Source organism: Glycomyces sp. YM15, assembly GCF_016918015.1.
In the GTDB taxonomy this organism is placed as follows: Bacteria; Actinomycetota; Actinomycetes; order Mycobacteriales; family Micromonosporaceae; genus Glycomyces.
Map to the genome: position 1 here is coordinate 23,277 of NZ_JAERMK010000026.1, position 20,638 is coordinate 43,914.

Here is a 20,638-nt window from a genome sequence, read left to right on the forward strand (position 1 = left end):
CGCGGTGCTTAGCTGGAAGTCGGGAAGTTGAGCTGGGCGGCCTGGGACTCGGTGTGCTTGGGCCAGCGCGAGGTCACGACTTTCGCGCGGGTGTAGAACCGCACGCCCTCGTGGCCGTGGATGTGGCTGGAGCCGAACAGGGAGTCCTTCCAGCCGCCGAACGAGTAGTGCGCGGTCGGCACCGGGATCGGGACGTTCACGCCGACCATGCCGACGTTGACCTCGCGTTCGAAGGTGCGCACGGCGCCGCCGTCGAAGGTGAAGATGGCGGTGCCGTTGCCGTAGGGGTTGGCGTTGATGAGGTCGATTGCCGCTTCGAGCGTGTCGGCGCGCACGACGGCGAGCAGGGGACCGAAGACCTCGTCCTTGTAGACGTCCATGTCGGGCGTGACGCGGTCGAGGACGGTGGGGCCGACGAAGAAGCCGCCGGGGTGGCCTTCGACGCGGAGGCCGCGGCCGTCGACGACGGGCTCGGCGCCCTGGGCGACACCGGATTCGATGTAGCCCTTGACGCGGTCGCACGAGGCCTGGGTGACGACCGGGCCCATCTCGGACTCGGGGTCGTCCCCGGCGCCGACGACGATCGCTTCGGCCTTCTCCTTGAGGAGGCCCACGAGTTCGTCGGCGGCGTCGCCCACGGCGACGGCGACGGAGACGGCCATGCAGCGCTGCCCGGCGGAGCCGAACGCGGCGGCGGTGAGCTGCGAAGCGGCCCAGTCCATGTTGGCGTCGGGCATGACCACGGCGTGGTTCTTCGCGCCGCCGAGGGCCTGGACGCGCTTGCCGCTCCGCTGGGCGCGTTCGTGGAGGTACTTGGCGATCGGCGTGGAGCCGACGAAGGAGACGGCGGCGACGTCCTCGTGGTCGAGGAGCGCGTCGACGGCGGTCTTGTCGCCGTTGACGACGTTGAACACGCCGTCGGGCAGTCCGGCGTCGGCGTAGAGCTGCGCGATGAACAGGCTGGCCGAGGGATCGCGCTCGGAGGGCTTGAGGACGAAGGTGTTGCCGGTGGCGATCGCGATGGGGTGCATCCACATCGGGACCATGACGGGGAAGTTGAACGGGGTGATCCCGGCGCAGACGCCGATGGGCTGGCGGAAGTCGTAGGAGTCGACGCCGCGCGAGATGTCGTTGGAGAAGCCGCCTTTGAGCGCGGAGGTGATGCCGCAGGCGAATTCGATGACCTCGCGGCCGCGCACGATCTCGCCGCGCGCGTCGTCGACGACCTTGCCGTGCTCGGCGGCGACGATCGTCGCGAGTTCGAGTTCGTGGCGCTCCACGAGGTCGCGGAGGCGGAACATGACGCGGGAGCGGTTGGACAGCGACTGCTGGCCCCAGGTGGCGAACGCGGCCTTGGCCGATCGCACGGCGGCGTCCACGTCGGATTGCGAGGCGAGGCGCACCTGCGCCTGCTCCTGACCCGTCGCGGGGTTCCAGACGGGCGCGAGGCGGTCCGATTCCCCGGCGGTCGACTTGCCGTCGATCCAGTGCTCGATGATGTGCATTCGATGATCCCCCTAGAGGTAGTGGCGCTGCTCGCGCTTGTGGTGGGCGTATTCGGCGCGGGCCGCGCGGGTGGAGTCGAGTTCGGACACTTCGCTCACGGGCACGTCCCACCACGCGGAGCCGGGCGGGTTCGGGCCGGTCAGATCGGTCTCGACGTGGACGACGGTGGTCCGGGTGCCGGCCTTGGCCCTGGCGATGGCCTTGCGGAAGTCCGCGACGTTGTCGGCGGTGATGACCTCGGCGCCGAAGCTGGCGGCGTTCGCGGCCAGGTCGACCGGGAGCACGTCGCCGTCGAGGAGGCCGGACTCGCCGTCGCGGTAGCGGTACTTCGTGCCGAAGCGCTGGGAGCCGAGTGATTCGGAGAGCGCGCCGATCGAGGCGAACCCGTGGTTCTGGACGATGACGATGATGACCTTCAGGCCTTCGGAGATCATCGTGGCGATCTCGGAGGAGAGCATCAGGTAGGAGCCGTCGCCCACGAGCACGACCACTTCGCGGTCGGGCGCGGCCATCTTCGTGCCGACCCCGGCGGCGATCTCGTAGCCCATGCACGAGTACGCGTATTCGACGTTGTAGGCCTTCGGATCGCGTGCGCGCCAGAGCATCTGGAGGTCGCCGGGCATCGAGCCGGCCGCGTTGATCACCACGTCCGAGTCGTCGAGCGCCTCGTTCAGGGCCCCGAGGATCTCGGTCTGCGCGGGCAGCGGGCCGTGGTCTACATTGAAGCACCGGTCGGCCGTCGCGCGCCACTGATCGGCGAGGCGCAGCGCCTCGGCCCGGTACTCGTCGCCGACGCTCCAGTCCCGCAGCGCCTCGGTGAGCGCGGTCAGGCCGGTCTTCGCGTCGGCCAGGAGCATCTCGGCGGCGTGCTTCGCGGCGTCCAGGCGGGCGACGTTAAGGTTCGCGAAGGTGACGTCCGGGTCGCCGAACACGGTGTGCGAGGCGGTCGTGAAGTCCGAGTAGCGAGTCCCGATGCCGAGCACCACATCCGATTGCGCTGCAAGGGTATTCGCGGCCGAGGTCCCGGTGGAGCCGAGTCCGCCCACGGCCGCGGGGTGATCCCACGGGACCGCGCCCTTCCCGGCGTGCGTGTCGGCGACCGGGATGCCGGTGGCCTCGGCGAAGGCCCGCAGTTCGGCCTCGGCCTCGCTGTAGACCACGCCGCCTCCGGCGACGATCAGCGGCCGCTCGGCGGAGCGCAGCAGCGCCGCCACCCGCTCGACGGCAGACGGCTCGGGCATGATGCGGCCGATGCGCCACACGCGCTTGCGGAAGAACTCGAGCGGCCAGTCGAAGGCCTCGGCCTGCACGTCCTGCGGCAGGCACAAGGTCACGGCGCCGGTCTCGACCGGGTCGGTGAGCACCCGCATCGCGGCCAGAGCGGCCGGGATCAGCTGCTCAGGCCGGCTCACCCGGTCGAAGTACTTGGAGACCGGCCGGAACGCGTCGTTCACGGTCACGTCCCCGGCCCGGGTGTCCTCGAGCTGCTGCAGCACCGGGTCGGGGACCCGGGAGGCGAACATGTCGGAAGGCAGGAGCAGCACGGGAAGCCGGTTCGTGGTCGCCAGCGCCGCGCCGGTGATCATGTTGGTCGAACCCGGGCCGGTCGAGGCCGTGCACGCGAAGGTCTGCAGCCGGTTCTTCATCTTCGCGAACGCGGCCGAGGCGTGGACCATGGCCTGCTCGTTGCGCGCCAGGTAGTACGGCAGGTCGGCCTCGCCGGTCCGGGCGGCCTGGAGCAGCGCCTGGCCGAGCCCGGCCACGTTCCCGTGCCCGAAGATCCCCCACACGCCCGGGATCAGGCGCTGCTCGATGCCGTCCCGCTCGGAATGCTGGGCGGCGAGGAAGCGGACCAGCGCTTGGGAGGTCGTGAGTCGTACGGTCTCAGCGGGCATCGCGGCCCTCCTTCTCCACGGCAGAGGACAGCGGCAGACGAGGATCGAGATCCTCAGGTGCCCAGGTCGACCGGACCCAGGCGTGTGCGGGGTCGTCGCTGATGAGCCAGGCGCGGTCCTCGCCGGGGCCGGCCATCACGTTGAGGTAGTAGAGGTCGTAGCCGGGAGCGGCCGCGCTCGGGCCGTGCCAGCCGTGCGGGATCACGACCACGTCGCCGCTGCGGACCTCTTCGCTGACCTCGATCGGGCGCTCGGGGGTGCCGTAGACGCGCTGCCAGGCGAAGCCCCTTGGCGAAGCTTGCGAGCCGTCAGTTCGTCCTGTGAAGCCGGGGCCGTCTGGTCCGTCGGCGACCTCGAAGTAGTAGATCTCCTCGAGCTCGGCTTCGTGCTCGCCCGCCTCGTCGTGCTTGTGCGGCGGGAAGGAGGACCAGTTGCCGCCGGGGGTGATGACCTCGCATGCGATGAGCTTGTCGGCCTCGAAGGTCTCGGGCGTGCAGAAGTTGTTGACCTGGCGCGAGGCCTGGCCGGCGCCGCGCAGCTCGACCGGGACCTGCTCGGCCGGGCCGTAGCGGGCGGGGAGCCGCCGTTCGCACCGGGCGGAGGGGAGGGCGAACCGGCCGCCACCCACGCTGGTCACGGTGACTTGGGCATCCCTTGGGACGTAAGCGAAGTCGGTGACGCGGCTGAAGACGTTCCGGCGGCCCTGGAGCTCGAAGGTCTCGCCGTCGCAGGTGACGGTGCAGCCGCCGGAGAGGGGCAGCACGAGCGTTTCGGCGTCGCCGGTGGTGAAGGTCGCTGTGCCGGAAGGGCTCAGCTTGAGCACTTTGAGGCCGGAGTAGCCCCAGCCGGCGGATTCGGGGGTGACGACCGTGTCGTACGGTCCGTCCGCAGTGGATCGTGAAGGAAGGTAATAGGTGCTCACAGGAGGCTCACCACCGCGTCGACGGCCCCGGCGACGTCGCCGTCGGCGGGGTAGAGGAGGGAACGGCCGACCGTAAGGCCGACCACATTGGGCAGTGCGAGGGACGCGCCCCAGCGCGCGCGCTGTGCTTCGAGGTCGTCGACCTCGCCGCCGAGGATGACCATCGGCAGGGTCGAGGCGGCCGCGACGCGCTCCATGTCGGGGGCGGTCGGCACTTTGAGCCAGGTGTAGGCCGAGCTGGAACCCAGGCCCGAGGCGATCGCGACCGACTTGACGACCCCTTCCGTCGTCAAGTCGTTCACGACCTTCCCTCCTTCGCGGCGGGAGATGAAGGGCTCGATCATCGCGATCAGGCCCCGCTCGGCGAGTGCGTCGATCGCGTGCGCCGTCGCCTCGAGGGTGGGCGCGGTCCGGTCGTCGTGGAAATCGATGCGGGTGAGCGTCTTGCCGCCGTCGAAGCCCATGCGGGCGATGGCATCGGCGTTCATCCCGGTGAATCGGTCGTCGATCTCGAACGCGGCCCCGGCGAGGCCGCCGCGGTTCATCGAGCCGAACACGACCTTGCCGTCGAGGGCCCCGAGGAGCAGCAGGTCTTCGAGGATGTCGGCGGTGCCCAGCACGCCGTTGCATCCGGGGTTCGCCAGCGCGGTCCGCAGCCGGTCGAGGAGGTCGGCGCGGTCGGCCATGGCCATCGGATCGCCGCCGGTGGCGAGGGCGCCGCGGGCGGGATGGTCGGCGGCGATGATGAAGCACTTCCCGGACGGCCCGACCGGGCTCGACGCGCGCGGGCGGGCGTCGGCGGCCTTGCGGATCGCGGCCGGGTCGGTCAGCCGGGTCCGGGTCAGTCCGGCGAGTTCGTCACGCCGCATCGGGTGCCTCCTGCAATTTGCGCTCCACTTCGGATTCGGTCGGCATGGCGTCGGAGCAGGCGAGCTCGCCGGCGACGAGCGCGCCCGCCGCGTTGGCGAAGCGCATGACACGCTCCGTCTCCCACCCGGCGAGCAGGCCGTGGACGAGCGCGCCGCCGAAGGCGTCGCCCGCGCCGAGGCCGTTGACCACGTTCACGGGAGCGGGCGGCACTTCGACCTGGCCGCTGTCGTCAAGGGCGAGCACGCCTTTCGGGCCCTGCTTGACGACGGCCAGAGCGACGCCCGCCGCGCGGAGCGCCCGGGCGGCGTCGGCGGGACGGTCGTGGGCGCCGACGGCGACCTCGCATTCCTCGCGGTTGCCGACCGCTACGGTGACGTGCGGCAAGGCCAGTTTCACCCAGTCGCGGGCGGCCTGGGGCGAGTCCCAGAACATCGGCCGGTAGTCGAGGTCGAGCACGGTGATGCCGCGTCCGCCCTCTTGGCGATGCTCGCGAGCCGTGAATCGGCTCCGCTCTTCGAGCGCGGCGAGCGTGGCCGAACGCGAGGGCTCCTGGCAGAGCCCGGTGACCGTCACCCAGAAGACGGCAGCGCTGCGGATGGCCTCGAGATCCAGTTCCTCGGGGCGGATGTCGAGGTCAGGGGCGGTCGGGAAGCGGTAGAAGTAGAGCGGGAAGTCGTCGGGGGGAAAGATCTCGCAGAACGTGACGGGCGTGGGCAGGTGCTCGGAGGTCCCGACGAGCGCATCGTCGACGCCGTATCCGCGGAGCGCCTTGCGCACGAACGTCCCGAAGGGGTCGGCGCCGGTCTTGGTGATCACGGCGGCGCTGCGCCCGTACCGTGCGGCCGCCACGGCGACGTTCGTGGGGCTGCCGCCCAGGAACTTGGCGAAGGTCTCGACGTCCTCGAGGCCGACGCCGATCTGCTGCGGGTAGATGTCGACGCCTACCCGGCCCATCGTGACGACGTCGTAGGTTCCGCCGTCCGCTGCTGCGGCCACGGGCACACCTCTCTCTCGGCGAGACTCGCGAGCCGTCCGGCTCCGCCAGTTCTGAAGCGCTTAACTGTCGCGCGTTACTGTCGCGCGACAGTGATTTGGAATATACTCACTTCCAGGCCCGCGCGTCAAGCCGCCGGGCCGGACGGAAATAAACTCGGATTACCGCTCGATTGCCGAACCAGACCAGCAGAGGGAGGGGCGTTGGACGAAACGCTTGAGCCGCAGCCGAACGCAGGCCGAAACCACCAGCGGGCGACCATGGCCGACGTCGCCGCGAGGGCCGGCGTCTCCCGCACGCTCGTCTCCCTCGTCCTGCGCGACCGCCCCGGCGCGGGCGCGGCCACCCGCGAGCGGGTCCTCAAAGCCGCCGACGAGCTCGGCTACCGGCCCGACAGCGCCGCGCAGATGCTCGCCCGCGGCCGCAGCCGCACCATCGGGGTCCTGATGAATCTCGAACAGCCCTTCCACGCCGAACTCGTCAAGGCCATCTACCCGGCCGCCGAACAGCTCGGCTACGACGTGCTGCTCTCCGCCGTGGCCCCCGGACGCGACGAGCACGCGGCCACGGAAGCGCTCCTCGGCCACCGCTGCGAAGCGCTCGTGCTGCTCGTCTCCGACCCCGAATCGCACGACACCGAGAAGCTCGGCGGCGCCGTCCCCACGGTCGTCGTCGGCCGGAAGGCGACCACCGCGAAGGTCGACAGCGTCCACACCGCCGAGGCCAAGGGCATCCGGCAGGCCGTCGACCACCTCGTGGAGCTCGGCCATCGCCGCATCGCGCACATCGACGGCGGCAAGGGCCCCGGCTCGGCCGACCGCCGCACCGCCTACCGCGCGGCCATGCGCCGCCACCGCCTCGCCGACGAGATCCGGGTGATCCCCGGCGCCCAGGACGAGGACGCCGGCATCGCCGCCGGGGAACTCCTCCTCAGCGAAGACTCGCTGCCGACCGCGGTCCTCGCCGCCAACGACCGCTGCGCGATCGGCCTCATGCACGCGCTGCGCGGCGGCGGCGTCGCCGTCCCCGGCGAGGTCTCGGTCGTCGGCTACGACGACTCCCACCTCTCGCACCTGTCCCACATCAACCTCACCACCGTCCGCCAGGACGCCACGGGCATCGCCGAGAACGCCGTGCGCAACGCCGTGGAACGCCTGGAGAACGGCGCCCTCCCCGCCCGGGAGACCGTCTGCGACGCCAAACTCGTCATCCGCGCGACCACAGCCCCGCCCCGAACCCGCTAGCCTCGGCCGGCCCACTCCCCGATCGCTGCGATTCCACCTCGTCCAGTGTCGCCGCGTAGGGGATCGGTTGCGGGGCCGGGCGCGCGAGTGCGGTCAGCGCCGAGTACACCGCCCCGCCCGGTTCTTTCGTGACGGAGGCGAATCGCCAGGCGAAGACCGGGCAGGCGCCTTCAACCCTCATGTCACGAATTCATCCAATCTATTGACAAATTTGCATGTCGACATGCATCATCTTTTTGGGCGGATGATCCAACAAACGCTGCTGCTTTGCCGCGAGTGCGCCGTACTGACGAATCATGGAAGGCGACGATGCGAATCCGGCGCCGCACATTCATCCGATGTCTGATCATGAGCGCGGCCGTCGCGCTCAGCGCCGCAGCGACCTCGAGACAAGGAATACCTCAATGGCAACAGCCCTCCGATGGCGCGGCAGCGCGGCAGCGGTCTTCGCGATCGCGCTCGTGCTGGCCTCCGCGCTGACGGTCTTCATGTCCCCGAAGCCCGCGCACGCCGCGCAGCTGACGCAGATCGGCGACTTCGGCGACAACCCCGGCAACCTCGGCATGCATCTGTACGTGCCCGACAACGTCGCCCCGAACCCGGCAATCGTGGTCGGCATCCACTGGTGCAACGGATCGGCGACCGACGTCTTCAACGGCTGGCAGTACGACGAGCTGGCGGAGCAGTACGGCTACATCCTGATCCTCCCGAACGTGACCCGGGAGTACAGGTGCTTCGACGTCTCCTCCCCGGCCTCGCTCAGCGGCACGGGCGGCGACTCGGTCAGCATCAAGTCCATGGTGGACTATGTGATCGCCAACCACGGGGCCGACCGCGAGCGGGTCTTCGCCACGGGCTTCTCCTCGGGCGCCATGATGACCAACGTCATGCTCGGGGTGTACCCGGAGCTCTTCAAGGCCGGGTCGGCGTACGCCGGCGTGCCGTTCACGTGCTTCGCGACCGACAACGGCTCGCAGTGGAACTCCGAGTGCTCCGAAGGCAGGATCGACCGCACCCCGCAGCAGTGGGGTGACGCGGTCCGGGGCGCCAACCCCGGCTACAGCGGTCCGTGGCCGCGCATGCAGCTCTGGCACGGTACCGAGGACGACGCGCTCCGCTACCCGAACTTCCAGGAGGAGATCGACCAGTGGACGAACGTCAACGGCACCGACCAGGTCGCCGACTACACCGACACCCCGGAGCCGAACTGGACCCGCACCCGCTACGGCGGCACCGGAGGTCAGGCTCTGGTCGAGGCGAACAGCCTGGCCGGCGTCAACCACTACCCGCCGATTCGTGAGGTCGAGACGCTGCGCTTCTTCGGTCTGGCCGCGCAACCGGCGGGCACCACGGCGATCGTGGGCGCCGCCTCGAACCGCTGCGTGGACGTCACCGGCTCGCCGGCGGCGAACGGCACCCAAGCGCAGCTGTGGGACTGCTACGGCGGTGTCAACCAGCAGCTGACCCGCACTTCGGCGGGTGAGTTGAAGGTGGGAGGAAAGTGCCTCGACGCGATCGGTTGGGGTACGGCCAACGGCACCAAGGTCGTGGTCTGGGACTGCTCGGGCGGCGCGAACCAGCGATGGAACGTCAACGCGAACGGCACCGTCACGAACGTCCATAACGGACTCTGCTTGGACGCCAGCGGCGGTGCGACCGCCAACGGCACCCCGATCGTCCTCTGGGCCTGCAACGGTGGCGGCAATCAACGCTGGAGTCTCCGATAGGGCCCGGGCGGCCGCGACCGGGTCGCGGCCGCCCGCTGGAGCGTCGGGCGTTCAGTTCGTGTTCGAGCCAACGCCGGTGCGGGCCGAGTTCGAGAGCGGAGTGCGGCTTGGATCCCCGCAAGTCCGGTGCCGCCATGCGGCCCTGGTGCTCACCGACGGCGATTCGCTCTGCTGTCGAACGGTGCCTTCTGCTGGACTTTCGCAGTGCGCCCGTTCCCGATTCGGGCTGCGCCGCCCTGCCTCGGCACCGTAACGTGCTTCGGGTTGCCGCGGGGCGGTCACGGGGGTGGCTCCATGTTGGATTCTCAGGGACCTCGGGTACGGAGGAGTCGATGAACCAAGCTAGCGGCAGGTCCGGTCGAGCACAAGGGTTGACCTGAGGAAACGTCAGATCAAGTCGGCGGTCTCCAATGAGTATTTCAGGCCATAACCCCAGTAGCGCCGAATTTCCACGTCCACCTGTCACATTCATAGGATGTAACTGTGACTAGCTTCACGGATAGCGGTTGCTACAAACCTGCGGTTCCTCGATGGGAGCCGGCGAAGACGTCAACCCTGCCGACCGGACCGAGACCGACGGGACCGCCGACTCAAACGGCTCGAAGTCGTCCCAGACGTGCCACGGATTTACCGGACTCGCAGATTGGTCTTCCAAGCGATCCTGGAGGAACATGGTTCAGCCGGGCGACCAACAACGGGCATGAAAAAAACCCGGTTCCCTCTTTCGAGGAAACCGGGTTTTCATCCAGTAGCGGGAGGCGGATTTGAACCACCGACCTCCAGGTTATGAGCCTGGCGAGCTACCGAGCTGCTCTATCCCGCGTCGGTAGTTAAAGAATACATGACCCCATTCAGCCTCTGCCACAGCGGGGTCCGTGAGCGCAGTCACCGCGCATTCACCTGGCGTTTCACAGGAATGGGAAAAGCGAACGGCCCGGCCTCCCGCAATGCGAGGCCGGACCGTGCCGTCAGGTCAGAAACCGAGACGTTCGAGCATCTTCGGATCGCGCTGCCAGTCCTTGGCGACGCGGACGTGAAGGTCGAGATAGACGCGGCTGTCGATGAGCTGGGCGATGCCCTTGCGGGCTTTGGTGCCGACACGCTTGAGGCGCTCGCCGCCCTTGCCGATGATGATGCCCTTCTGGCTGTCACGCTCGACATAGATCTCGGCCCAGATCTTCTTGCGCGGCCCGCCGTCCGAATCCTCGTCCTCGACGTCCTCGATGACCACGGCCAAGGAGTGCGGCAGCTCGTCCCGCACGCCCTCAAGGGCCGCCTCGCGGATGAGCTCGGCCATCATGACCCGCTCGGGCTCCTCGGTGATCATCCCGTCCGGGTAGAGCTGCGGCGATTCGGGCAGCTTGTCCGAAAGGACGCCGACGAGCTCGTCAAGGTTCTCACCCGTCTTCGCCGAGACCGGCACGATGTCCGCGAAGTCCGCCAGCGCGGCCACGTTCGTCAAATGCCGCACGAGCGCGTCCTTGGAGACGAGGTCGATCTTGGTGACGACCGCGACGACCTTGGCGCTGAGATTGGCGATCTCACCGGCGATGAACTTGTCGCCCGGACCGGGCTTCTCGTTGGCCGGCAGACACAGGCCGATGACGTCCACTTCGGACCAGGTCTGGCGGACGAGATCGTTCAACCGCTCGCCCAGCAACGTCCGCGGACGGTGCAGACCGGGCGTGTCGACCAGGATGAGCTGGGAGTCCGGGCGGTGCAGAATCGCACGGACCACGTGCCGAGTGGTCTGCGGGCGCTTCGAGGTGATGGCGATCTTCTGGCCCATGATCGCGTTCGTCAACGTGGACTTGCCCGCGTTCGGGCGGCCGACGAAGCAGGCGAAGCCTGCACGAAACGCCTCATTTGAAGCGGAGCTTCGACCATTGCTAGGCAAGACGGGTCACCTCTTTGCGAATGACCGACCACACGGTGAGGTCGGCACTGATCTCCCGGGCGGCCTGAATGCCGTCCTCGTCGGACGCGGCACCGAACAGCACCGCGGCCTCAAGCTTGTCGGCTCCGGCCGCGAAGGCCTGAGCCACGGCCGCCTGGAGAGCCGTGAGTCGCAGTGAGGGAAGGTCGACGGCCGCCGAGGCGTAAGTGCGGCCGATACCGTCGCGCACGGCCGCACCGGTGGTCTGCTGGACTCGTCCAGCGGCCCCCCGGGCCAACGTGGCGAGCTTCGCGTCCTCGGCGTCGAGGGCGTCGACGTGCAGGTCAGACATTGATCTTGTGCCTCTCATCGTTCTCGGCGGCCACAGGGGCGTCGCCGGCCTCGGGCAGGCGCGCGACGCGGACCGTCTCGATGCGGTTGCGGCGGCCAACGGTACCCTCGGCGGTCAGTTCGAGCCCGCCCAGCCGCGCCCGGTCACCCGCGAGCGGGACCTTCCCGAGCTCGGCGGCGAGCAGCCCGGCGACGGTGTCGACGTCGAGTTCGGGAAGGTCGACACCGAACAGCTCCTCCAAGTCCTGCACGGAGAGCCGGGCGGTGACACGGGCGGTGCGGTCGTCGAGCCACGCCACCGGCGGGAGCTCGTTGTCGTACTCGTCGGTGATCTCGCCGACGATCTCCTCGAGGATGTCCTCGATGGTGATGAGCCCGGCGGTGCCGCCGTACTCGTCGACGACCGTCGCGATGTGGATGCGCGCGGTCTGCATCTCCCGCAGCAGGTCGTCGACCGGCTTCGAGTCGGGCACGAACGAGACCGCGCGCATGACCTCGCTGACGTGCGGGTTCACGCGATCGTCGAGGCGGACGAGGTCCTTGAGGTAGACCACGCCGCGCACGTCGTCCAGGTCCTCCCCCACGACCGGAATGCGCGAGAAGCCCGAACGGAGCGCGACCTGCTCGGCCTCGTCGGCCAGCATGTCGGCCGGCACCCACACCATCGCGGTGCGCGGCACCATCACCTCACGGGCCACGGTGTCGCCCAAGGCGAACACGGAGGCGATCATGTCGCGCTCCTCGTGGTCCACGGTGCCCTGGGCCTCGGCGGCGTCCACCATCTCGCGGATCTCGATCTCAGAGGTCGCGAACGGCCCCTCACGGAAGCCCTTGCCGGGCGTGACCGCGTTGCCGACGAGGATGAGCAGCTTCGCGAACGGGCCGAGCGCGGTACCGAGCAGAGCGACGGGACCCGCGACGGCGAGCGCGATCGGGTAGGCGTGCTGGCGGCCGAGCGTGCGCGGCCCGACGCCGATGGCGACGAACGACACGACGGTCATGATCGCCGCGGAGATGCCCACGGCCAGCCACGAATCGTGCCAGGAGTCGAAGGCCACGACGGCGACTATCGCTATCGCGGCGGCCTCGCAGGCCAGGCGCAGCAGGATGAGCAGGTTCAGGTGCCGCGGCAGGTCCTCGATGATCTTCACGAGGGATTCGGCGCCGCGCTGGCGCTGTTCGGCGAGTTCGGCGGCGCGGGCGGGCGAGACGGCGGTGAGGGCCGAGTCGATCATGGCCGCGGCCCCGGCTACGACGGTCAGTGCGACCGCCGCGGCCAGGAGCGAATACGGGATCATGCTCGCCTAACTCTCCGCTGCGGCGTCGCGTTTCGCCCGCCAGGCGTCGAGCAGCCGGTTCTGCAGGCCGAACATCTCCTTGGCCTGCTCGGGTTCGGCGTGGTCGTAGCCGAGGATGTGGAGCACGCCGTGGACGGTGAGCATGTGCATCTCATCGGCCGTGGAGTGCCCGGCGTCCTTGGCCTGGGCTTCGGCCACCTCGGGCGAGAGCACGAGGTCGCCGAGGATCGGCGTGCCCGGCTCGGAGGAGTCGGGGCGGCCGGGCATGGCGTCGTCCATCGGGAACGAGAGCACGTCGGTGGGGCCCGTGCCGCCCATCCAGCGCTTGTTGAGCTCGGTCATGTGCTCGATGTCGACTACCAGGATCGAGAGTTCCGCGAGCGGGTTCACGCCCATCTCGTGCAGGGCGAAGTCGGAGACGGCACGGATGCCCGACTCGTCGACTTCCCGGCCGGACTCATTGATGATCTCGATGCCCACGGTTTCCTCGTTGCCCCTTCTTGGGGTCGCCCATGCGGGCGTCCCACTTCTCGTAGGCGTTCACGATATCGCTGACCAGCTGGTGCCTGACGACATCTTCGGCCCGGAGGGTGGCGAAGTGCACGTCCTCGACGCCTTCGAGGATGTCGCGGACGACGCGCAGCCCGGAGGTGGCGTTGTTCGGCAGGTCGACCTGGGTGATGTCGCCGGTGACGACGATCTTCGACCCGAAGCCGAGCCGCGTCAGGAACATCTTCATCTGCTCGGGCGTGGTGTTCTGCGCCTCATCGAGAATGATAAATGAATCATTCAACGTGTTGTGCGTGACCAGGTAGTCCTCGGTGACGTAGAGCGAGTCCTCGGCGGCGACCTGGATGCATACCGCTTCCTCTTCGCCCGCGTACTCGATCGAGTCGATGAAGCGCATAGGGCGGCCGCCGCCACCGAACTCGCGGTACTTCGCCGCCTTGCGCTCGAGCCGGAACGGCTCGATCCCTTCGGGGAGGCGGATGTCGATGACGTGCGCGTCCTGGCGATAGAGGACGTCACGGCCCTTGGCCCGGCCCGGCTTCCGTCCTGCAGCTGGCCTGCGGCGACTGTAGGCGATGCCTCCGAGCGACTGCACGAGCTCGATCACGTGGTCATGCAGGATGATCGAGGTGGTCGTGTACTGGATCCGACAGGTTCGGTCCTTCTGGGTCACCGGTCCGCCGTCGGAGTCCAGCAGGCCCTGCAACAGGGCCAGGCGGACTTCAGCGGTGTTGAAGCGGTAGTCCTCCGGGATGAACTTGTTGTGCGACTTCGTGCCGATCAACTCGAGTTCACGCAGCACCGCCGTCACTGGGTTCACGATGGTGATGACATCACCGAGCTCGGCGACACGGTTGAGCACGTAGTCAGGTCCAGTCTTGTGGCGCACCTCGATGCCCGAGAGCGCATTCTCAAGTGCGACCGCGAGCTCCGGGTCGGCGGTGCTGAACGACGGCGTCGTCGCGCCCGTGAGGCAGCCGTCGCCGAGCAGCAGACCGAGCGCATAGGGGTCCATCGGAATCTCGCGCGCGGGGAACTCCGCCGGCTTGCTGATGAGCGGCAGCTCATACTTGCGCTGGTGGAAGACCCTGAGATCGTCGATCATCTCCTGGGTTTCGAGGATTCGGTAGGGCTTGCCTCGCCGTTTGTCCGAGGCTGTCTTGACCGCCCAGAGGTGTTCAGCTGTGGCCAGCGTGAACGCGCCGTCCTGGGTCATGACTCGGAAGATCTCCTTCTTCCCTTGAGGGAAGACACCAAGCACCGGAGTCGGTTCACCGTTCGAGCCGACGACGAGATCGCCGACCTCCAGATCACCGATCGGTCGCCAGCCGTCCGGGGTCAGGACGTTCGTAAAGAGGGGCATCGCACGGCCCCTCATGAATGCGAGGGGCGCGACTTCGATCGTGCCGGCTTCCATGAGCTTCGGGATGGAGCCCGGGTCGATCATGTCGTGGAGCGCGTCGTAGAGGGGGCGCAGGTAGGGGTCGATCTTCTCGAAGAGCGTGCCCGGCAGGAAGCCGAGCTTCTCCCCGGCCTCGACGGCGGGGCGGGTGAGGATGATCCGGTTGATCTCCTTGGCCTGCAGCGCCTGCACGGCCTTGGCCATGGCGAGGTAGGTCTTGCCGGTGCCGGCGGGGCCGATGCCGAAGACGATCGTGTTGTTGTCGATCGCCTCCACATAGTGCTTCTGGCCGAGCGTCTTGGGGCGGATCGCCTTGCCGCGCTTGGAGACGATGTTCTGCGTCAGGACATCGACGGGTCGCTCGCCGGGAGCGGACTTGAGCATGTTCTCGGTGCGCCGGATCATGTCCGGGTCGACGCTCTCACCGTTCTCGACCAAGGCGAGCAGCTCCTTCACGAGTCGTTCGGTGGCTTCCAGCGCCCCGTTGAGTCCGGTGAGGGTGATGGTGTCTCCGCGCACGTGGAGGTCGACGCCGGGGTTGCGGCGTTCGATGTAGCGGAGGTTCTCGTCGGCGCGGCCCAGCAGTGCCATGAGCGAGCTCTGGTCGCCGACGGTGATCGTCGATGTGTGCTGGCCGTTGTCAGAGCGGTCGGTCATAGGCTTCGCCCGCTGAGGGCTGTTCGCCACCTGCTTCCCAAAGTGAGAGTGCCAGCGGCCGTCCGGCCGCTGTTCGACATGCCTCAATGGTAGTTCCCGGCTGCGACATGAGACAACGCGTAATCGCGGACGGGGTGTGATTTCAGTTCGAAAGCATCCGTCCGAGCGGTTTGCCGCCCGCGACGTGGAAATGGACGTGGAAGACGTCCTGGCCGCCGTCTGCGCCGGTGTTGGAGAAGAGGCGCCAGCCGGACTCGGCGACCCCCTCGGCAGCGGCGACCTCGGCGGTCGCGCGCAGGACCTCTCCGGCGAGCGCCGGGTCGGCGGCGGTGAGTTCGGCGACGTTCGCGTAGTGGTCCTTCGGCACGACGAGGACGTGCGTGGGGGCCTTCGGGTAGAGGTCGCGGAAGGCGAACACGCGGTCGGTCTCGAGGACTTTCGTGGACGGGATGTCCCCGGCCACGATCTTGCAGAAGATGCAGTCGCTGTCGATCATTCTGGGAATCCTAGTCACCAGCGGCCGAGGCGGGCCTGAAGCACCGCCAAGGCGGCGGGGCCTGCGGTGGAGGTGCGCAGGACGGTGTCGCCGAGACGGATCGGTTCGCCGAACTCCTTGAGGGCGTTGAGTTCGTCAGGGCTGATGGAGCCTTCGGGGCCGATGACGACGGCGATTTCTCCGGCCGCGGGGAGCGCGACTTGCGAGAGCGGCAAGTCGGCCTCTTCGTGGAGGACGAGGACCTGGCTCGCGTTGCGGAGGCGGGCGACGAGTTGCCTGGTGGTGTGGAGTTCGGCGACGTGGGCGAGGCGGGGGCGGCGGGCTTGCTTGGAGGCCTCGCGGGCGGTGGCGGTCCATTTGGCGCGGGCCTTGTCGCCGCGGGGGCCCTTCCATTGGACGATGGATCGTGAGGCGGCCCAGGGGATGACTTCGTCGACGCCGATCTCGGTGAGCATCTGCACGGCCCGTTCGCCGCGGTCGCCTTTGGGAAGGGCCTGGACGACGGTGAGTTTCGGGTCGGGGGCGGGGACGGTGTGCTGTTCGAGGATGTCGAGGCGCAGGGAGCCGCGTTCGGTGTGGGTCACGCGGGCGGTGGCGACGGTGCCGGAGCCGTCGGTGAGCAGCAGGGTCTCGCCGGGTTGGAGCCGCTGCACATCGGCGGCGTGGTGCCCTTCGGGGCCGTCGAGTACGAAGTCGCCTGAGGCCGGGACGGCGTCGACGAGGAAGACCGGTGCGCTCACCGGGACAGCTTAGTCCGGGGTCAGCGGGTGAAGTCGACGGCGCGTTCCCATCGGAGGCGGCCGGTGATGTCGCGGTAGAGGCCGCGGTCGGCGATGCGGCCGAATGCGTGCGCGAAGCGGGCCCTGGGGAGGTGGTACGGGACGAGGTCGACGTATCCGTCGCGGTCGGCGTCCGGCTCCCAGCGGGCGGCGGGCACGAAGACGCGCCATTCGGCTTCTCGGGGGGCCTGGGTGGTGCATTTGAGGGCCCAGTAGCCGCGGCCGGAGTAGCCGATGATGAGGCAGGGGCGCTGTTTGGAGCGCCGAGGTTCATCCTCGAAGGGCACGTCGGCCATCCAGCGGTCGCCGATCTGCGGGCCGCCTGTCGGCGCGGGGGCGTCGAGGCGGGGTCCTCGCGGGGTGCGGCGGCCGCGGCGCCGCAGGGCGATGACGAGGACGATGAGGCCCGCGACGAGTACGACCGCGAGGAGCGGAAGGGCGCTCTGGAGGTTGATCACGGGCCCGGAGTGTAGCTGAGCCCCGCCTCCCTGCCGCGTGGTGAAGGGGAGGGAGGCGGGGCTCGTCGGGCGCTACGCGTGTCCGTCGCCGCGCTTCGGGTTCAACGGTTCCCGCTGCGCGTCTCCGTGCTGCGCCGCTTGTGCAACTGCCCGCTACGCGTGTCCGTTGAATGCGTCGCGCATACGGCTAAAAAACCCGCTGCCGCCTTTGACCTCTTTGATCTCCTCGTCGCGGAGGCTGGCGAGCTTCTTCAGGAGTTCTTCCTGTTCGGCGTCGATCTTGGTGGGGGTGCGGACGTCGAGTTCGACGAAGAGGTCGCCGCGGATGCCGCCGCCGCGGAGGCGGGGGACGCCGTGGCCGCGGACCTTCTTGATGGTGCCGGGCTGGGTGCCGGGGGCGACTTCGACTTCGACCTGGTCGTCGAGGGTGTGGATGTTGAGCTTGGTGCCGAGGGCGGCCTGGGTCATGGGGACGCGGACGCGGCAGCGCAGGTCGGAGCCTTCGCGGGTGAAGACCTCGTGGGGTTTCTCGTGGACCTCGACGTAGAGGTCGCCGGCGGGGCCGCCGCCTGGGCCGACCTCGCCTTCGCCGGAGAGGCGGATGCGCATGCCGTCCTCGACGCCGGCGGGCACCTTGACGGTGATGCGGCGCCGGGAGCGCACGCGGCCTTCGCCGCCGCATTTGCGGCACGGGTCGGTGATGATCGTGCCGTAGCCGGAGCAGGCCGAGCAGGGGCGTGCGGTGCGGACCTGGCCGAGGATCGTACGTTGTACGACTTGGACCTCGCCTGTGCCGTTGCAGGTCGTGCAGGTCTGCGGTTCGGCGTCGCCTTCGGTGCAGGTGCCGTCGCAGGAGTCGCAGAGGATCGCGGTGTCGACGGTGAGGGTCGACTCGGTGCCGAACGCGACTTCTTCGAGGTCGAGGTCGAGGCGCAGGAGCGCGTCGTTGCCGGGGCGGGTGCGCGAGCGGGGACCGCGGCGGCCGAAGCCGCCCATGGAGCCGCCGAAGAAGGCGTCCATGATGTCCTCGAAGCCCATGAACGGGGCTCCGGCGCCGCCGCCTCCGGTGCGGGAGAACGGGTCGCCCCCGGCGTCGACGATCGCGCGCTTCTGCGGGTCCATGAGGACCTCGAAGGCGGCGTTGATCTCCTGGAGGCGCTCTTGCGCGTCGGGTTCCTCGCTTACGTCGGGGTGGTACTTGCGCGCCAGCTTCCGGTACGCCTTCTTGAGTTCGTCGTCGGTGGCGTTCCGGTCGACGCCGAGAATGCCGTAGTAGTCCTTAGCCACGTGCGCTCTGTCCTGTCAGCGGTTCTGTTCCAAAATCTCGGACACGTACCGGGCGACGGCGCGGACGGCCGCGATCGTGCCCGGGTAGTCCATGCGGGTAGGTCCGAGGACGCCCATGTGGCCGACCACCGAACCCGGTCCGTATCCGGCGGTGACCACGGTGGTCTCGCGGAAGTCGTCGAGGTTGTTCTCGTCGCCGATGCGCACCGTCAGGAGCGCGTTGGAGTCGGCGCGGCCCAGCAGCTGCATGAGCACGACCTCCTCCTCGAGGGCTTCGAGGATGGGCCGCAGGGACCCGGCGAAGAAGTTCCCGGGGCGCGTCAGGTTCGCGGCGCCGGCGACGGCGACGCGTTCCTCGGTGCGCGCCACCACGGTCTCCAGGAGCACGCGCGCCAGTGCCGAGGCGGTGGCGTGCAGTTCGGGGCGGGCGAGGCCCGCGAGGTCGGCGATGATGCGCGGGGCGTCGGCGAGCGGTTTGCCCTGCAGTTGCTCGTTGACGAGGCGTCGCAGTTCGAGGACGTCGTCCTCGCTGAGTTCGGCGGGCATCTCGACGTAGCGCTGCTCGACGCGGCCGGTGTCGGTGATCATGACGACCATGAGCCGGGTGGGGGTGAGCGAGACGAGTTCGAGGTGGCGCACGGAGGAGCGGTTGAGGCTGGGGTACTGGACGACGGCGACCTGGTGGGTCAGCTGCGCGAGGAGGCGCACGGTTCTGGTGACGACGTCGTCGAGGTCGATGGCTTCGGAGAGGAAGCGATGCACGGCGCGTCGTTCGGCGGCCGAGAGCGGTTTGATCTTGCCGAGGCGGTCGACGAAGAGGCGGTAGCCCTTGGCGGTGGGAATGCGCCCGGCGGAGGTGTGGGGCTGCTGGATGTATCCGGCTTCTTCGAGGTAGGCCATGTCGTTGCGCACGGTGGCGGCGGAGACGCCGAGGGAGTGGCGCTGGGAGACGGCTTTGGAGCCGACGGGTTCCTGGGTGGCCACGTAGTCCTCGACGATGGCGCGCAGCACTTCGAGTTTGCGATCGTCCATCGCAGCCACGTCCCCTCTGTCGTGCAACCGTTCGGTGTGTTCCGGACCGAACTCGGGTTCAGTCGGCCGGACTCAAGTCTGGCACTCCCGGTCCGGGAGTGCCAGTCTACGTGGGCGGTCAGGCAGAGGGGAGAACGAGCGCGCCGTCATCGGCGACGGTGGCCGCGTCGTCGCCGAAGTCCTCGGCGAGCTCGTTGAGGTCGTCGAATGCGCCGTTGTCCTCGTCGAACCGGGGGTAGCCGTCGCCGTCCATGCGGGTGGCGGTCATCTGGCCGGAGACGATGGTGCCGTCCTCGCGGAGAGTGATGGAGAGCACCGCGGAGCGGCCGAGGGGGCCGTCGGTGGAGAAGAGGTTCTGGCCGCCGCCGAAGTTCCCGAGCGAGTAGCAGATGAGCTTGCCGTTGTAGACCTCCATGCCGCGCAGGACGTGGGGGCCGTGGCCGACGACGAGGTCGGCGCCGTTGTCGATGCAGGCGTGGGCGAAGCCGCGGGTGTCGCCGCGGTTCTCGCCGAGGTAGTGCTCTTCGCCTTCGGGTACGTGGCGGTGGTCGGTGCCTTCGGCCCCGAGGTGGGCGGTGGCGATGACGATGTCGGCCTGCTCCTTGGCGGAGGCGACGAGAGCGGCGACGGCGTCGAGGTCGCGGTTGTCGGTGTAGAAGGTGTACGGCGCGAAGCCGACGAGGCCGACGGTGAGGCCGTTCTCGGTCTCCACGAGGCAGACCTCGTCCTTGATGCCGCAGACTTCCATGCCGGCCTCGCGGATGGCCTCCTGGGTGTCGGCGGCGCCGTCGGGTCCGGCGTCCCAGCCGTGGTTGTTGGCCTGGTTGAGGACGTGGAAGCCCGCGTCGGCGAAGACCTGGGCGTATTCGCCGGGGAGGCGGAAGTAGGTGCACGAGCCGCCGCCGCACTTGTCGAACTCGTAGGTGGCGAGGGCCCCTTCGAGGTTGGCGATGACGACGTCGCCGGTGAGGGCGGACTTGACGCCTTCGAAGAAGCTCGCGCCTTCGTCGGAGGCCATCTGGTTCGGGTACGAGCCGGGCATGGTGTCGCCCACGTGCGTGATGGTGATCTCGCGCGGCTCGGGTGAGGGGGCGGCCGACGTGGGGGCTTCCTCGGCGGCCTGGCCGCCGTCGTCCTCGACCGGGGGCGGCTCTTCCTCGCTGCAGGCGGCGACGGCCGCGAGGCCGGCGACGGAGGCGACGAGCAGGCCTCGGCGGGCGAGTGTGGGCGTTGTGGTGCGCATGGGTGGCGGGCTCCGGGTGGGTTCATTTGGGGGTCCGTGCGCGGACGTCACCTGGGGGGTGCCGCCGCCTCTAGGGGGAGGCGCGCGGTCC

18 protein-coding genes and 1 tRNA gene are annotated in these 20,638 nt (G+C 69.0%); 2 read left to right on the forward strand and 17 right to left on the reverse strand.

What is annotated here, in order from left to right; genetic code table 11:
• Positions 1 to 8: 8 nt before the first annotated feature.
• From JHY01_RS22695 to iolC, 5 genes are read right to left on the reverse strand one after another with little or no spacing between them, the layout of a single operon-like run.
• Entirely contained in the window at positions 9 to 1,505 is a 1,497-nt protein-coding gene (locus JHY01_RS22695; protein ID WP_205327986.1) for a CoA-acylating methylmalonate-semialdehyde dehydrogenase, read from the reverse strand.
• Between the two features lie 12 nt (positions 1,506 to 1,517).
• Complete coding sequence (gene iolD / locus JHY01_RS22700) at positions 1,518 to 3,401, reverse strand: 3D-(3,5/4)-trihydroxycyclohexane-1,2-dione acylhydrolase (decyclizing) (protein WP_205327987.1); 1,884 nt, start codon at positions 3,399 to 3,401, stop codon at positions 1,518 to 1,520.
• Positions 3,391 to 4,323, reverse strand: a complete 933-nt coding sequence (gene iolB / locus JHY01_RS22705; RefSeq protein ID WP_205327988.1) for a 5-deoxy-glucuronate isomerase — start codon at positions 4,321 to 4,323, stop codon at positions 3,391 to 3,393. The genes iolD and iolB overlap by 11 nt, the downstream gene beginning before the upstream one ends.
• The gene (locus tag JHY01_RS22710) at positions 4,320 to 5,192 is read right to left on the reverse strand and encodes an aldolase (RefSeq protein WP_205327989.1); all 873 of its coding nucleotides are present in this window, start codon (positions 5,190 to 5,192) and stop codon (positions 4,320 to 4,322) included. Before JHY01_RS22710 ends, iolB begins: the two co-directional genes overlap by 4 nt.
• Positions 5,182 to 6,147: a 5-dehydro-2-deoxygluconokinase gene (gene iolC, locus JHY01_RS22715; RefSeq protein WP_205328023.1), complete on the reverse strand. Its 966-nt coding sequence runs from the start codon at positions 6,145 to 6,147 to the stop codon at positions 5,182 to 5,184. Before iolC ends, JHY01_RS22710 begins: the two co-directional genes overlap by 11 nt.
• A 300-nt stretch (positions 6,148 to 6,447) precedes the next feature.
• Here iolC and JHY01_RS22720 point away from each other — a divergent pair, with 300 nt between their 5' ends.
• Both JHY01_RS22720 and JHY01_RS22725 read left to right on the forward strand, forming a co-directional pair.
• Positions 6,448 to 7,431, forward strand: a complete 984-nt coding sequence (locus tag JHY01_RS22720; protein WP_205328024.1) for a LacI family DNA-binding transcriptional regulator — start codon at positions 6,448 to 6,450, stop codon at positions 7,429 to 7,431.
• A gap of 404 nt (positions 7,432 to 7,835) precedes the next feature.
• Entirely contained in the window at positions 7,836 to 9,158 is a 1,323-nt protein-coding gene (locus JHY01_RS22725; RefSeq protein ID WP_205327990.1) for a PHB depolymerase family esterase, read from the forward strand.
• 749 nt (positions 9,159 to 9,907) lie between these two features.
• Here the strand turns inward: JHY01_RS22725 and JHY01_RS22730 are convergent.
• From JHY01_RS22730 to JHY01_RS22785, 12 genes are all read right to left on the reverse strand, one after another.
• Positions 9,908 to 9,981: transfer RNA gene (locus JHY01_RS22730), tRNA-Met, on the reverse strand.
• A 150-nt stretch (positions 9,982 to 10,131) separates the two neighbouring features.
• The gene (gene era, locus JHY01_RS22735; protein ID WP_205327991.1) at positions 10,132 to 11,055 is read right to left on the reverse strand and encodes a GTPase Era; all 924 of its coding nucleotides are present in this window, start codon (positions 11,053 to 11,055) and stop codon (positions 10,132 to 10,134) included.
• Entirely contained in the window at positions 11,048 to 11,386 is a 339-nt protein-coding gene (locus JHY01_RS22740; RefSeq protein WP_205327992.1) for a cytidine deaminase, read from the reverse strand. Before JHY01_RS22740 ends, era begins: the two co-directional genes overlap by 8 nt.
• Positions 11,379 to 12,683, reverse strand: coding sequence for a hemolysin family protein (locus tag JHY01_RS22745; RefSeq protein ID WP_205327993.1), 1,305 nt, complete (start codon positions 12,681 to 12,683; stop codon positions 11,379 to 11,381). Before JHY01_RS22745 ends, JHY01_RS22740 begins: the two co-directional genes overlap by 8 nt.
• A gap of 6 nt (positions 12,684 to 12,689) precedes the next feature.
• A complete protein-coding gene (gene ybeY, locus JHY01_RS22750; protein WP_205327994.1) occupies positions 12,690 to 13,163 on the reverse strand; it encodes an rRNA maturation RNase YbeY in 474 nt (157 codons plus the stop codon).
• On the reverse strand, positions 13,141 to 15,252 hold the full coding sequence (locus JHY01_RS22755; protein ID WP_205327995.1) for a PhoH family protein: 2,112 nt from the start codon (positions 15,250 to 15,252) through the stop codon (positions 13,141 to 13,143). The genes ybeY and JHY01_RS22755 overlap by 23 nt, the downstream gene beginning before the upstream one ends.
• A gap of 142 nt (positions 15,253 to 15,394) precedes the next feature.
• Positions 15,395 to 15,748 (reverse strand): histidine triad nucleotide-binding protein, encoded by a 354-nt coding sequence (locus JHY01_RS22760; protein WP_205327996.1) that lies wholly within the window; start codon positions 15,746 to 15,748, stop codon positions 15,395 to 15,397.
• 14 nt (positions 15,749 to 15,762) lie between these two features.
• On the reverse strand, positions 15,763 to 16,488 hold the full coding sequence (locus JHY01_RS22765; RefSeq protein WP_205327997.1) for a 16S rRNA (uracil(1498)-N(3))-methyltransferase: 726 nt from the start codon (positions 16,486 to 16,488) through the stop codon (positions 15,763 to 15,765).
• A 20-nt stretch (positions 16,489 to 16,508) separates the two neighbouring features.
• Positions 16,509 to 16,985 carry a hypothetical protein gene (locus JHY01_RS22770; protein WP_205327998.1) on the reverse strand — a complete coding sequence of 159 codons (477 nt, stop codon included), beginning with the start codon at positions 16,983 to 16,985 and terminating at the stop codon, positions 16,509 to 16,511.
• 153 nt (positions 16,986 to 17,138) lie between these two features.
• The gene (dnaJ, locus tag JHY01_RS22775) at positions 17,139 to 18,272 is read right to left on the reverse strand and encodes a molecular chaperone DnaJ (RefSeq protein WP_205327999.1); all 1,134 of its coding nucleotides are present in this window, start codon (positions 18,270 to 18,272) and stop codon (positions 17,139 to 17,141) included.
• Positions 18,273 to 18,287: 15 nt separating this feature from the next.
• Complete coding sequence (gene hrcA, locus JHY01_RS22780; RefSeq protein WP_205328000.1) at positions 18,288 to 19,304, reverse strand: heat-inducible transcriptional repressor HrcA; 1,017 nt, start codon at positions 19,302 to 19,304, stop codon at positions 18,288 to 18,290.
• Positions 19,305 to 19,422: 118 nt separating this feature from the next.
• Entirely contained in the window at positions 19,423 to 20,547 is a 1,125-nt protein-coding gene (locus JHY01_RS22785) for a CapA family protein (RefSeq protein ID WP_205328001.1), read from the reverse strand.
• Positions 20,548 to 20,638 lie beyond the last annotated feature (91 nt).

Coding starts and splice junctions, on each gene's coding strand:
- JHY01_RS22725 (WP_205327990.1), top strand. CDS start 7,836: ATGGCAACAGCCCTCCGATGGCGCGGCAGCGCGGCAGCGGTCTTCGCG.
- iolC (WP_205328023.1), bottom strand. CDS start 6,147: ATGGGCCGGGTAGGCGTCGACATCTACCCGCAGCAGATCGGCGTCGGC.
- JHY01_RS22745 (WP_205327993.1), bottom strand. CDS start 12,683: ATGATCCCGTATTCGCTCCTGGCCGCGGCGGTCGCACTGACCGTCGTA.
- JHY01_RS22760 (WP_205327996.1), bottom strand. CDS start 15,748: ATGATCGACAGCGACTGCATCTTCTGCAAGATCGTGGCCGGGGACATC.
- JHY01_RS22695 (WP_205327986.1), bottom strand. CDS start 1,505: ATGCACATCATCGAGCACTGGATCGACGGCAAGTCGACCGCCGGGGAA.
- JHY01_RS22710 (WP_205327989.1), bottom strand. CDS start 5,192: ATGCGGCGTGACGAACTCGCCGGACTGACCCGGACCCGGCTGACCGAC.
- JHY01_RS22740 (WP_205327992.1), bottom strand. CDS start 11,386: ATGTCTGACCTGCACGTCGACGCCCTCGACGCCGAGGACGCGAAGCTC.
- JHY01_RS22720 (WP_205328024.1), top strand. CDS start 6,448: ATGGCCGACGTCGCCGCGAGGGCCGGCGTCTCCCGCACGCTCGTCTCC.
- hrcA (WP_205328000.1), bottom strand. CDS start 19,304: ATGGACGATCGCAAACTCGAAGTGCTGCGCGCCATCGTCGAGGACTAC.
- JHY01_RS22785 (WP_205328001.1), bottom strand. CDS start 20,547: ATGCGCACCACAACGCCCACACTCGCCCGCCGAGGCCTGCTCGTCGCC.
- JHY01_RS22755 (WP_205327995.1), bottom strand. CDS start 15,252: ATGACCGACCGCTCTGACAACGGCCAGCACACATCGACGATCACCGTC.
- iolD (WP_205327987.1), bottom strand. CDS start 3,401: ATGCCCGCTGAGACCGTACGACTCACGACCTCCCAAGCGCTGGTCCGC.